Source organism: Paraclostridium dentum, from assembly GCF_048568265.1.
Classification (GTDB): domain Bacteria; phylum Bacillota; class Clostridia; order Peptostreptococcales; family Peptostreptococcaceae; genus Paraclostridium; species Paraclostridium dentum.
Map to the genome: position 1 here is coordinate 1,750,243 of NZ_CP183813.1, position 13,872 is coordinate 1,764,114.

Consider the following 13,872-nt stretch of genomic DNA (forward strand, 5'->3'; position numbering starts at 1 on the left):
CTCATTATTTTTAATTTATATTATGCTAATTCCTTAGCTTGTAAAACTTCTTCTTGTATAGTCTTTGTTACGCCACATTCTTCATTTGTGTATTTAGTTTCAAAGTTTGCAATTTCTTTTACATCATCATGTCCATTTTTCATCGCATAACTATAATAAGCACTCTTCATCATCTCTAAGTCATTTAAATGATCACCAAAGACCATAGTTTCTTTATAATCGATATCAAACATGTCTTGCACTTTTTTAATCGCAAGCCCTTTATTTGTTCCATAACTAGACATGTCTAACCAATATTTTCCTGAAGGAGTTAATGTTACACCCTCGATACTCGCATTTTTAAATATTGAATAACTATTAGTTTCGGCATCAGTTAAATCAAACATATTAACTTTAAATATTCCATCTTCCACATCTAATAACGAATCTACCTTTGTAACTGGCACATTCATAGGAAAAAGTATATTTAACTGTTCTAGTGCCTCTTCATCTTCTAAATACAACCCTTTAGTCCCACATAACATAGGATATGCATTGTCTACTTCACGCCCAAGTTCTACCAATTGCTTTATGGTACCCTTTTCCAGAAACTTTGAATATATACATTCATCTTTATAGTATATTCCTGTTCCATTTTCACAAATAAATAATAGTTCCTTTTTATAATCATCAAATTGATAAGATATATCTAAATAGTTTCTTCCTGTAGATATAGCAAACATTACATCTTTTTCTTTTAAAGCCCTTATGGTCTCTTTAAAATCTTTTGGAATTTCATGATTACTATTTAGTAATGTCCCATCCATATCCGTTGCTATTAATTTAACCATCTAATCCCTCCTATTGTATAATAAACTTTATAAAAATCGTCGTTCACAATTTTTAATTTATATATTACTCTTATATTATACATAAAATCTACAAAAACTAAAAGTCATGTGCATAATATTATAAATATTATGTATAATGTTATTTATGTTTTGATTTTAAAATTTAACTAAATTTGAAAGAGGAAGTTTTATGGATGAAAAATTTTATGAAGATTTATTAAACATAAATACTATGGGTGAAAAACTTTGGGATTCCAGTGTTACCCACTACCACCCATATCAAGCTACGTCATATATTGCACTTGATATATTATTTAAAACATACAATATGGATAAAACGGATAATGTAGTTGATTTTGGATGCGGAAAAGGTAGACTTATATTCTATCTTAATAGTTTTTTCAAATGTAATGCTACAGGTATAGAAATGGATGAAACTTATTATCAGGATTGCCTAATCAATAAAGAAAATTACTTAGACAAACATAAGCGACTTTCTAGTCAAATAGATTTTAATTGTATTTTGGGTCAAGATTACCAAATTAAATCTGTAGAAAACAAATTCTATTTTTTCAATCCATTTTCCGTTACTATCTTTAGAAAAATAGTAAATAATATTTTAGATTCTTATGAAAAAACTCCAAGAGTCATAGATTTAATACTATATTATCCTTCAGAAGATTATATATATTTTCTAGAAAATAACACTGGATTTTTGCTTTATGAAGAGGTCAAACTTCATGGATTGTATGAAAAGGACTGTTGTGAAAGATTTTTAATTTATAGGATGTATGCGTAAAAATAGCTGAAATTTATTCAGCTATTTTTTGTTTATCTATTTAATTAACTCCCAAGTATCATCGCTTCCTGGAGTTGTGTTTGTCCACCATTTAGCCTTATATGTGTGCCCATTATATCTTACAAGCTCTCCTCCTTGGCAAACCAATCCTTCATAATAATCTATGCTTCCATCTTCATTTGGAGTCACTATTTTTTTCCATGCTTGAGATTTATCTGGATCTTCACCTTTTACCCACCATTTAGCTACATATTTCTCTCCTTTAAATACAACTGAATCTCCCTCTAGATATATTTTATTTGAATCATATGTATCTTGTGATGGATCTGGCTTTTCTTTAACTATTATTGTTCTTTGTTTATTAGTTGTTAAGCCTTCACTATCTTCTACAGAATAATTTATTTTGTAATCTCCAGCTTTAGTTGTATCAACTTTCCCTTCTACTTTTATCTTAGATGTTAAATCTCCATCTTCTCTATCTGCAGCACTTACCCCTTCTAATTCATCAAACTTATCTCCTACATATATAGTTTTATTATCTATTCCATGTAGTGTAGGTGCTTGATTTTTTTGAGGATCTCCTGGTTCTGCACCCTCCCCAAAAGTTTTGTATATATCTGTGAACTGATATTGACTTGTCACTCCTTTGTTACTTTCTAACATAGCATCCCTATTCATTGACCAGAAAGATGTCATTCCTAATCCTTTTTCTATAGAGTGGTCAACAACTAACTTAGCCCAATCAGTTCCAAATATAGGGTGAGCTTCTCCTTCAAATCCAATAGACGAAGTTGTCCCTACTTTTTTATATGCTTCACTATCTGTTAAAGATATATTTGCGTATTTTTTAAAGTACTGTTGTACTTGATTTTTAGTATTATCAATAGCTCTTATAGAAGCTGTTCCATAATTTTCACCTGGTAGTAAAGTTCCATTTCCATAACACATAGTCATTATATTTACAAGTTCTATATCTACTCCTTGAGATAGATATGCCTCTAAAACATCCAGTTGAACTGATGTTAATCCACTTGGTAAAACAGGTAATGTTAATACTACATCCACTCCTGTTTCATCTTGAACTTTCTTTATAGCTTTAGCATTTGTTATGTTTAAGGCTTTACTTTGAGCTGCTCCTCCTTCAATATCTAAATCTATTCTTGTTAATCCATAACCATCTACAATTTCTTTATATGTATTGTATAAGACATTTACATCTTGAGTTTGCTCCCAAAATGTAACCCCATTTAATCCTCCAAATGCTACCGTTACATCTCCTCCAATATCTCTTAATTCTTTAATAGATTGTTTCATACCTTGATATTGTGTATTGTCATTATTATCTTCATTTAAAACAGAGAATCCACCCCATCCCCATTTCACCTTATTATTTTCAATTTTACCCGTTGATTGTATAAATCCTAAATTGAAGAATTTTACTCCACTATCTTCAGTTATTCTTTTTAAGTTTACAGTCCCATTATTTGTGTATCCAGGTTTTGTTATCCATGCAACCATGTCAACATAAGGTGCATTAACTTGGGTTGGCCACTCAATACCTTGACCTACTCCAAAATTAACACTCTTATTTGAATAACTTATATTCGTAGATTTTTTTTCTTGTGCATTAACCTTTATTCCATCATACATTGAAATTCCTGATGCCATAACCATAGATAGCATTAATGTGAATACTATTTTTTTATTTAATTTTTTTAAGTGTTTCATATTTATTCTCCCCTTTAATAATTATTTATTTTATAAATTCCCAAGAATCATCACTACCTGGTACTGTGTTTGTCCACCATTTAGCCTTGTATACGTGATTATTATATTTTACATGCTCTCCACCATTACAAATCATACCTTCATAATAATCTATAGTTCCATCTTCATTTGGAGTTATTACCTTTTCCCATGCTTGAGATTTGTCTGGGTCTTCTCCTTTTATCCACCATTTAGCTATATACTTTTCGCCTTTAAATACAACTGAATCCCCTGCTAAGTATATTTTATTTGGGTCATATGTATCTTGTGATGGCTCCTCACCTTTTTTTACTACCGTTATAACTCTCTCTTTTTCTACTTTTGAACCTTTGCTGTCTTCAACTGAATAGACTAGCTTATAACTACCCTCTTTATTCGTATCCACAGAACCAATAACATTTATTTTATTTGTTATATCTCCGTCTTCATTATCCGTAGCTGTTACCCCTGCTAATTTATCAAATGAATCCCCTATGTTTATAGTCTTATTATCTACACCATGTATTACAGGAGCTTGATTTCCTGGAGGTTGTACTTCTCCTGAATCATCTAGAATTGATTGTCTATACATATCTATACCATTATCAGACATTCGCTGAACAAGATCTATTCCTGATATATTTGCATCTCCCTTTAATTTAAAAGTATATGTTTTTCCAGGTTCTATATTTTTACCTTCCCAAACAGACTGTAAATCTACTATTGTATACCCATTTTCATAAGTGACATTTCCAGCCATGTGATCGCCTGCTTTTAAAGCTTTATCACTTTTTATATATAATTTAGGAGCTTTTATAGTTTCAGCACCTTTTTCTACTGAGGCTAAAACATCCTGTGACTCTTGTAATACTTCATTATTTTTTATAGCTATCTCATATCCATTTTTATCTTCACCCCATTGTTCTTCATACGGGCTTATTGATGTTTTAACATCTAATTTTGAAAAAGTTATTTCATTTTGTGGTAATTTTCCACTTCCGAAAAGTCCCTCTTTAGATGCTTTTGTCAATTCATCTCTTTTACTAGAATCCGTTTTAGCATCTTGAGAGGCCATCCATCCTATCATACCTCCAAGGTTATTATCATTTACATATTTTGTTTTTTCTGTTATTGATTTTACATTATCATATGTAAAAAGCTTTCCAGTACTTTCATCATAAAGATACGGTGCTTTTGCTGTATCATCCCAATATTCTTTTAGTCCTGGATACTTTGATTTTAATTTATCTAAACTTCTGTATGACCACACTCCGCCCATGCGTCCTCCATCTCCTGACGCTAATGGAGCTTCATTTATAGCTCCTCTTGATGGTGTCTGATCTGCATCTTTTGTAGTTATTGAAGCCTTGTTAAAAATTCCTGGCAAAGAATTGTTACTACCTTTTTCAACTTTATCCCAGCCCCTACTATAATAAGCTGCTCCTATTACAATTTTATCTTTTTCAGCTCCTTTATCTACTAGGTAATCAACAGTCTCATCTATCGATAAATTATTACCCTTTATAGGGTCACTTCCGTTTGGATAAAGCGCTGTTTGATGACCGCTATATTCATCCCATGCTCCCCTCATGTCATAGGTCATTATATTTGCAAAATCTACAATGTTAAAAAGATTTTCTACATCTATGCCTAAATCGACTTTGCTCTTAGGTGCAGGTATTGCTACAGATAGTTCATAATCTTTACTTAGTTTACTACTTTGTTTATCAAGTTCTGTTCTGAATTCTTGTAAAAGTTTTATATAATTTTCTTTATCTGCTTTAGTTGCATTAGGTGTTCCTTCATCATTTTTGTTGTCTACCAAATCAGGTTGCCTAACATCACATGGGTATTCCCAGTCAATATCTACAAAATCCATGTTTGTGTACTCAATAAATTTCAGTACATTTTTAACTAAATTTGCTCTTTTATCTGGATTTGCAGCTACTTCAGAAAAATCACCTGATTTTGACCATCCTCCAAGAGAGACTCCTATTTTTAAATTTGGATTTTTTGCTTTTAATTCTTGAAATGCACTTAATACACCAGCATTAGCAGCTCCCCATTGAACACCATCTTGACCTACAGGTGCTCCAACAGCAGCATCTTTATCTGTAAACTTTAAATTTCCACTTGAATCAAAATCTAAAAAAGCAAAATTCAAATGAGTTAATTTATCTGCTGGTATATCCTTTGGATAAAAGTTTTCCTGTCCTCCCCAAATTGACCAGTCTCCATAATATATAACATTTCTTTTTTGATTATGGCTAACTGTGTTTTTAGAATGATTCGCAGTTTGTTCTTGTGCACTTACAATTATGCTATCACTTGAATATAACCCTTGTGTTATAAGCATAGACATCATTATAGCTACTAGCACTTTACTTCTACGTTTCCTTAATCTTTTTAAATTTTTCATTCTTTCCCTCCAATTGGGCTATACTAGGTTAATCTTAATATAAAAACTAGACGCTTATAATCTCACACTCTTATGCATCTTATTAACCTTTGTTTTTTACTTAACAAAAAAAACCACTCCTAAAGAGTAGTTTAATGGTATAGTTAATAAGACATATAATAATGCCGTATAAAAACAAAAAGTATGTATACTCTTTGGCAACTGGCTGGCATAATATGTATAAACATACCTTAGCCCCTATAGCTTTGCGTCATTAGATTTCCCTAATTTTGCCTATTAAGTTTTTTTAAACAGATAATATTCACTATTTAGTGATTATTATCTGTTTAATTCACTGTAATTATAGCAGACATTTTTATGATGTACAACATAATTTTTATTATTTATTATTTGTTATTCTTATTTTTTCTTTTTTTAAGAATAAATATAGATAAACCTAAAATTAAAACTATTCCTAAAATAGATATTATCATTATATTTTGTACATTTGGAATTTTTGCTTTTACATGTATGTTTTCTAAGTTTGATAAGTTTAAATTCCAATTATAATTATAGATTCCATCTTTTTTTGAGTTTGAATTCGCATTCGATTCTACTAATTCTATAGGTGTATTTAAGTTAAAATTCAAATCAAATCCTGATCCAAATAAATTTAACATTCCTAGCTCTTCTTGACTCATGTTTTTGCTTATATAATCTTTTAATTTTATATTTATATCGTATGTGTTAGATAAAAAGCTATCTTCTTTTTTTACACTTACTAAATCTCCAAACTTTTCAATTCCCTTACTATTGTTTTGTTTTAAGTCAGCAATATTTCCTAAGTTTTCAGTTATTTTATATCCTGTTTTCCCTGATTCTTTTATTTTCTCAACATTATCGTAATTTGATTTTAATTCTTGCTCATTTATACCATCCATTAAATAATCACTACTTAAAATTTGTGCTGTAACACTTGCATTTCCTTTTTTATCTATATTAAGGGTTATATCTGAATTTACACATCCAGTTAGCATAAATATAGATACAATCATACATATAGAAATAAATATTTTTTTCATATGATTTCCTCCAAATATTAATTTATATAACTATATTAACATATTGTGTAAAAAAATATTTATTTCTACATATAAAGTTTATTATTTTGTCTTGAATTTTAAATTTAGATGAATAATTATTATTCCTGAACTTTTTTATTAAAATAAAAGTATAGCCTACTCAATGTAGACTATACTTAAAAAATTATCCTAAAAACATTTTTAAATCATCTTCAACATTTGTTATTCCACCTATGCCAAAGTTTTCAACTAATACTTTAGCTACATTTGGTGATAAAAACGCTGGTAATGTTGGTCCTAAGTGTATATTTTTTACCCCTAGGTATAATAGTGATAATAATACTATTACTGCTTTTTGTTCATACCATGCTATATTAAATGCTATTGGTAATTCGTTTATATCTTGTAATTCAAATACTTCTTTAAGTTTTAATGCAATAAGCGCTAATGAATATGAGTCATTACATTGTCCTGCATCTAATACTCTAGGTATTCCGTTTATATCTCCTAAGTTTAGCTTATTGTATTTATATTTTGCACATCCTGCAGTTAAAATCACTGTATCTTTTGGTAGTGCCTCTGCAAATTCTGTATAGTAGTTTCTTGATTTAGCTCTTCCGTCACATCCTGCCATAACGAAGAATTTCTTTATTGCTCCGCTTTTAACTGCATCTACTACTGCATCTGCTAATACAAATACTTGGTTATGCGCAAATCCTCCAATTATTTCTCCTCTTTCTATTTCTGTAGGAGGTTGACAGCTTTTAGCCTGTTCTATTATTTCCGAGAAGTCTTTATCGTCTTCACTCTTACCTTTTATGTGCTTAACCCCTGCAAATCCAGCGGCTCCTGTAGTGTATATTCTATCTTTGTAAGTATCTTTTGGTGGTACTATACAGTTTGTAGTCATTAATATTGGTCCGTTAAAACTTTCAAACTCTTCTTTTTGTTTCCACCAAGCATTTCCGTAATTTCCTGCAAAGTGAGAATATTTTTTAAATGCTGGATAGTAGTGTGCTGGAAGCATTTCTGAGTGAGTATATACATCTACTCCAGTTCCTTCTGTTTGTTTTAATAATAGTTCTAAGTCTTTTAAATCATGTCCTGATATAAGTATTCCTGGGTTATTTCTAACTCCTATATCAACCTTAGTTATTTCTGGATGTCCATAAGTTCCCGTATTTGCACTATCAAGTAAAGCCATTCCGTCTACTCCAACTTTACCAGTTTCTAAAGTTAGTGCTATTAACTCATCTACACTTAAGCTATCATCTAAAGTCTTAGCTAAAGTTGCTTGCATAAAAGCATTTATTTTTTCATCATCATATCCTAATGCATTAGCATGCTTCATGTATGCTGATAAGCCTTTTAATCCATATATTATTAATTCTCTTAAGCTTCTTATATCTTCATCTTTAGTTGCTAAGACTCCGACTTTAGTTGACTTTTCATCTAATAATTTATTTATATTATCAAGAGTTAACTCTTTTCCACTTCCTAATATTGCATCTTTAATTTTACTTAATATACTTATCTTAACATCCATTTCTGCATTTGAACTTGCATTCCATAATGCAGCTTCTGATAAATTAGACTTATTGCTTAATTGCGATAATAAATCTTCTTTTGTTTTTAATGTTTCTTTTACTCTTGCATAAAATACTTCATCATCGAAGTTTGCATTAGTTATAGTCGTAAATAAATTTATAGTTATTAAATGATTTACATTGCTGCTTACTTTTTTACCTTCTTTTCTAAGTCTTGTTGTAACCTCTGATAATCCCTTAGTTGTATATATTAAAAGATCCTGCATTCTAGCTAAATCTGGTGATTTTCCACATACTCCAAATTTTGTACATCCTGTACACCCAGCTGTTTCTTGACATTGAAAACAAAACATTTTATTTTCCATAATAGTTCCTCCAATTTTATAAATGTTTATTTTATATACACATTATATAGTGTAATTTATTTTGAATCTGTAACATAAGTTACTATTTTTAATTTTTATATTTTTTTGATTACATAATCCTCATCATCAGTTTTTGTATATTCAAAATTATTGTTTACGGTATTCACAAATGATATTATCCATAAATCTCTAAGATTATAAAATATATTAACATCTACATTCTCATTTTCCCATATTTCCTTATGCACACATATTCTTCTTTTCCACCTTACAACATCATCTTCTAAAGTAATTACTTCATTTACTCTATCACATGGCATTCCATCTAATATATAATCATTTATACTATTATATATTTCTTTTGCATTAGTAATATTTTTTACAGAACTTAATTCCTTACCAGCTTTTACCCCTTGATTTCTATAAATATTTTCTATTTTTTTCAATGATCCTGGATTATCTTCTAAAATTTTAGATGTCCACGATGCCATCCTTCCTTCTGATGAGTGTATTTTTTCTTGTAGCCATCCATGTATATTTCCTGTATCAATAATGTCTTCTAATTTTTTGTTTTCTAATTTTTCTCCATACTTTAAATTTATTTGTTTATTTAACTTTTCTATGTCCAGTCCTTCAGCCTCTGCTAACTTTATTATTTCGCTTTCTAACTCTTCAAACCAAATTATTTTATTAAATAACCAATAGTGAATTTTTCCTAAAAATAAGCTCATAATAAAACCTCCTATTATTTATCGAAACTTCTTTTTAAATAAGTATTTTAAATACACTTTTTAAATTTTATTTTTCTTAACTTTCTATATTTAGATTATATAGTATTTAATTTTTATTTTCTGTAACGCTGGTTACACTATTTAATATAATTTATACTAAAGAAAAGGATTACCAAATAAGTTGGTAACCCTTTTGTAATTATGCTTCATTTAATTCTTTTAATATTTTTTCTAAATCTAATCCATGGATCTCACATGCTTGCTCTAACTTTTCCATTTGAGCGGAAGGGCATCCTATGCAGCCCATCCCATAATTCATAAGTATTTGTGCTGCATTAGGTTTAGCTTTTATTATATCTGCTATTATAGTATCTTTAGTTATCATATTAATCTCTCCTTTGTATAAATTATTTTATGCTTATAACAGAAACAGGACAACCATCTCTAGCATCCTTTGCTGAATCTAATACTTCTTCAGGTATATCTTCTTTTATAGGCACTGATATATTGTCGTCATCCATACTAAATACATCTGGGCAAGTCCCTGCACACGCTTGACATCCTATACAACCATCTCTATCTACAAATGCTTTCATATTTTTATCTCCTTTTATTTTAATTTTAAAATAGTATTTTTTAAATTTTTAATATTATATTGTATATATTATAAACTTTATCTAAATAAATTTACGTAACTCCAGTTACATTCAATTAATTTACTTAGATGGAACTTCTAAGCAAGATGCTAAATCTTTATCTGGAGTACTTATAATTTGTAAATTAAATGTGTCTACCAAATATTGAAGTACGTTAGGACTTAAAAATGCAGGTACTGATGGTCCTAAGTATATTCCTTTTATTCCTAGAGACAATAAAGCTAGTAAATCCGCTACTGCTTTTTGTTCATACCAAGATAAAATTATGGATAGTGGTAAACTATTTACATCAGTGTCAAAAGCATCAGCTAATGCTAAAGCAATTCTTACAGCTGAGTAGGCATCATTGCATTGCCCTACATCTAAAAGTCTTGGTAATCCAGCAACTTCTCCAAAATCTAATTTATTAAATCTATACTTACCACAAGCTAGCGTAAGTATTATGCAGTCTTTAGGTACTTTTTGAGCAAATTCTGTATAGTAATTTCTTCCAGGTCTTGCTCCATCACACCCTCCAATTAAGAAGAAATGTCTTAATTTACCTGATTTTACAGCATCAATTATAGCTGGAGCATTACTTAAAGTGGCATTATGACCAAATCCAACTAGAATTTCGTGTGGCTCTTGATCTTCTTTAAATCCACCTAATTCTAATGTCTTATTTATAATCTCACTAAAATCTTTTTCTCCATCATCATTTTTGCCTATGTATTTTACTCCATCCCATCCAACTACACTCGTAGTAAATATTCTATCCTTATATGAATCTCTAGGCTTCATAAGACAGTTTGTAGTCATTAAAATACACCCTGGTATATTATCAAACTCTTTTTGCTGATCTTGCCAAGCACCACCAAAATTTCCTGCTAAATGAGGATATTTATTAAGTTCTGGGTACCCATGACATGGTATCATTTCTCCATGAGTATAAATGTTTATTCCTTTTCCTTCAGTTTGTTTTAAAATCATTTCTAAATCTTTTAAATCATGTCCTGAAACTATAATAAATGGACCTTTTTTAATATGAACATTTACTTTATGAGGAGAAGGATTTTTATATATAGTTGTGTTTGCCTCATCTAGTTTTTGCATAACTGCAACGCTCATATCACCAGTTCTTAGAGTCCATGTTATTAAGTCATTAACAGATAATTTATCATCTGTTGTCGCAGCTAATGCTCTAAAGTAAAATTCATCAACTTGATCATTAAAATATCCTAATTCTCTAGCTTGATGTCCATATGCAGATATTCCTTTTAAACCGTATATGATTGTTTGTCTTAAACTTCTTATATCTGGATCTAAATTTTGATTATACATTATACCTGCACGCTTAGCATCTTTTAACATTTGGTCCCTAGTATCACTTAGGTTATATTCAGCTTGTTCACAGCAATTAGAACAACTTGAAACTCTACTTCTTAGACTTTGTTTTATTTCTTGTGATTGTCTAAGCATTTTTTCATGAATATCTCCATCAAAATTTACATTAGTAAGAGTGGTAAATAAAGAGTTTTCAACAAAGCTTACAATTTCCTTATCTATCTTTTCACCTTTATCTATTAACTCTTTTGCGTAACAACTTATTCCTTTAATTTGATATATTAACAAGTCTTGAAGAGCTGCAATTTCTGGTGTTTTACTACAAACGCCTACCTTAGTACAGCCCTTACCACCAGCAGTCTGCTCACATTGATAACAAAACATGGGGTATTCCATAGCCATATTATTTTCCATAAAAATTCCTCCTTGTGAAATTTCAACAACATTGTTAGTATTTCACAAATTTTTTAAAATATAGCTATATAATTAATATTTTAACCTTATAACTTATTATATTTATAAAAAAGGATGGCTTTACTTATTGTAGAGCCATCCTTTTTCTATAAAATTATCCTAAAAACATTTTTAAATCATCTTCAACATTTGTTATTCCACCTATGCCAAAGTTTTCAACTAATACTTTAGCTACATTTGGTGATAAGAACGCTGGTAATGTTGGTCCTAAGTGTATATTTTTTACTCCTAGGTATAATAGAGATAGTAATACTATTACTGCTTTTTGTTCATACCATGCTATATTAAATGCTATTGGTAATTCGTTTATATCTTGTAATTCAAATACTTCTTTAAGTTTTAATGCAATAAGTGCTAATGAGTATGAGTCATTACATTGTCCTGCATCTAATACTCTAGGTATTCCATTTATATCTCCTAAGTTTAGCTTATTGTATTTATATTTTGCACATCCTGCAGTTAAAATCACTGTATCTTTTGGTAGTGACTCTGCAAATTCTGTATAGTAGTTTCTTGATTTAGCTCTTCCGTCACATCCTGCCATAACGAAGAATTTCTTTATTGCTCCGCTTTTAACTGCATCTACTACTGCATCTGCTAATGCAAATACTTGATTATGCGCAAATCCTCCAATTATTTCTCCTCTTTCTATTTCTGTAGGAGGTTGACAGCTTTTAGCCTGTTCTATTATTTCCGAGAAGTCTTTATCGTCTTCACTCTTACCTTTTATGTGCTTAACCCCTGCAAATCCAGCAGCTCCTGTAGTATATATTCTTTCTTTGTAACTATCTTTTGGTGGTACTATACAGTTTGTAGTCATTAATATTGGTCCGTTAAAGCTTTCAAACTCTTCTTTTTGCTTCCACCAAGCATTTCCGTAATTTCCTGCAAAGTGAGAATATTTTTTAAATGCTGGATAGTAGTGTGCTGGAAGCATTTCTGAGTGAGTATATACATCTACTCCAGTTCCCTCTGTTTGTTTTAATAATAGTTCTAAGTCTTTTAAATCATGTCCTGATATAAGTATTCCTGGGTTATTTCTAACTCCTATATCAACCTTAGTTATTTCTGGGTGTCCATAAGTTCCTGTGTTTGCACTATCAAGTAAAGCCATTCCGTCTACTCCAACTTTACCAGTTTCTAAAGTTAATCCTATTAATTCATCTACACTTAAGTTTTCATTCAAAGTCTTAGCTAAAGTTGCTTGCATAAAAGCATTTATTTTTTCATCATCATATCCTAATGCATTAGCATGCTTCATGTATGCTGCTAGACCTTTTAATCCATATATTATTAATTCTCTTAAGCTTCTTATATCTTCATCTTTAGTTGCTAAAACTCCAACCTTAGTTGACTTTTCATCCATTTCTTCATTTGAGTTTGCAGTCCATAATGCAGCTTCTGATAAATTTTCTTTATTATTTAATTTAGATAATAATGCTTCTTTTGTTTCTAAAGTTTCTTTTACTCTTATATAGAATATTTCATCATCAAAATTTGCATTTGTTATAGTAGTAAATAAATTTATAGTTATTAAGTGATCTACTTCACCACTTACTTCTTTTCCTTCTTCTCTAAGTCTTGTTGTAACTTCTGATAATCCTTTAGTTACGTATATTAATAAGTCCTGCATTCTAGCTAAATCTGGCGATTTTCCACAAACTCCAAATTTTGTACATCCTGTACAGCCTGCTGTTTCTTGACATTGAAAACAAAACATTTTATTTTCCATAATTATTCCTCCAATTTTTAAATGTTTATTTCATATACACATTATATTCTTTATTTTTCTTTTTATCTGTAACATATGTTACATTTTCATTAATTTTATAAAATAAAAATTTATTTAATTTAAATTTTGTATTTACTCTTGTGTTTAATAGTATTTAATTAATATAATAATACTACTATATTAAATTAT

11 protein-coding genes and 1 riboswitch are annotated in these 13,872 nt (G+C 29.7%); of the genes, 1 reads left to right on the forward strand and 10 read right to left on the reverse strand.

The window, feature by feature from the left end:
* Nucleotides 1-20: 20 nt before the first annotated feature.
* Nucleotides 21-830 (reverse strand): HAD family hydrolase, encoded by an 810-nt coding sequence (locus ACN6I1_RS07960; RefSeq protein ID WP_419741530.1) that lies wholly within the window; start codon nucleotides 828-830, stop codon nucleotides 21-23.
* Between the two features lie 190 nt (nucleotides 831-1,020).
* Here ACN6I1_RS07960 and ACN6I1_RS07965 point away from each other — a divergent pair, with 190 nt between their 5' ends.
* The gene (locus tag ACN6I1_RS07965; RefSeq protein ID WP_085281880.1) at nucleotides 1,021-1,629 is read left to right on the forward strand and encodes a class I SAM-dependent methyltransferase; all 609 of its coding nucleotides are present in this window, start codon (nucleotides 1,021-1,023) and stop codon (nucleotides 1,627-1,629) included.
* A gap of 36 nt (nucleotides 1,630-1,665) precedes the next feature.
* On the opposite strand, the gene ACN6I1_RS07970 is transcribed toward ACN6I1_RS07965, so the two are convergent.
* From ACN6I1_RS07970 to hcp (ACN6I1_RS08010), 9 genes are all read right to left on the reverse strand, one after another.
* Nucleotides 1,666-3,357, reverse strand: a complete 1,692-nt coding sequence (locus tag ACN6I1_RS07970; protein WP_419741531.1) for an immunoglobulin-like domain-containing protein — start codon at nucleotides 3,355-3,357, stop codon at nucleotides 1,666-1,668.
* Nucleotides 3,358-3,382: 25 nt separating this feature from the next.
* The gene (locus tag ACN6I1_RS07975) at nucleotides 3,383-5,794 is read right to left on the reverse strand and encodes a glycosyl hydrolase family 18 protein (protein ID WP_419741532.1); all 2,412 of its coding nucleotides are present in this window, start codon (nucleotides 5,792-5,794) and stop codon (nucleotides 3,383-3,385) included.
* Nucleotides 5,795-5,987: 193 nt separating this feature from the next.
* Nucleotides 5,988-6,078: riboswitch (cyclic di-GMP riboswitch) on the reverse strand.
* A gap of 102 nt (nucleotides 6,079-6,180) precedes the next feature.
* Nucleotides 6,181-6,855, reverse strand: coding sequence for an LPXTG cell wall anchor domain-containing protein (locus ACN6I1_RS07980; RefSeq protein ID WP_283593586.1), 675 nt, complete (start codon nucleotides 6,853-6,855; stop codon nucleotides 6,181-6,183).
* A 184-nt stretch (nucleotides 6,856-7,039) separates the two neighbouring features.
* A complete protein-coding gene (gene hcp, locus ACN6I1_RS07985) occupies nucleotides 7,040-8,767 on the reverse strand; it encodes a hydroxylamine reductase (protein WP_419741533.1) in 1,728 nt (575 codons plus the stop codon).
* A 95-nt stretch (nucleotides 8,768-8,862) separates the two neighbouring features.
* Nucleotides 8,863-9,498 carry a hypothetical protein gene (locus ACN6I1_RS07990; protein WP_419741534.1) on the reverse strand — a complete coding sequence of 212 codons (636 nt, stop codon included), beginning with the start codon at nucleotides 9,496-9,498 and terminating at the stop codon, nucleotides 8,863-8,865.
* 199 nt (nucleotides 9,499-9,697) lie between these two features.
* A complete protein-coding gene (locus tag ACN6I1_RS07995; RefSeq protein ID WP_025163153.1) occupies nucleotides 9,698-9,883 on the reverse strand; it encodes a DUF1858 domain-containing protein in 186 nt (61 codons plus the stop codon).
* 22 nt (nucleotides 9,884-9,905) lie between these two features.
* Nucleotides 9,906-10,094 carry a ferredoxin gene (locus ACN6I1_RS08000; RefSeq protein ID WP_419741535.1) on the reverse strand — a complete coding sequence of 63 codons (189 nt, stop codon included), beginning with the start codon at nucleotides 10,092-10,094 and terminating at the stop codon, nucleotides 9,906-9,908.
* Nucleotides 10,095-10,214: 120 nt separating this feature from the next.
* Nucleotides 10,215-11,891 carry a hydroxylamine reductase gene (hcp, locus tag ACN6I1_RS08005; RefSeq protein WP_419741536.1) on the reverse strand — a complete coding sequence of 559 codons (1,677 nt, stop codon included), beginning with the start codon at nucleotides 11,889-11,891 and terminating at the stop codon, nucleotides 10,215-10,217.
* 154 nt (nucleotides 11,892-12,045) lie between these two features.
* Nucleotides 12,046-13,683 (reverse strand): hydroxylamine reductase, encoded by a 1,638-nt coding sequence (hcp, locus tag ACN6I1_RS08010; protein ID WP_419741537.1) that lies wholly within the window; start codon nucleotides 13,681-13,683, stop codon nucleotides 12,046-12,048.
* Nucleotides 13,684-13,872 lie beyond the last annotated feature (189 nt).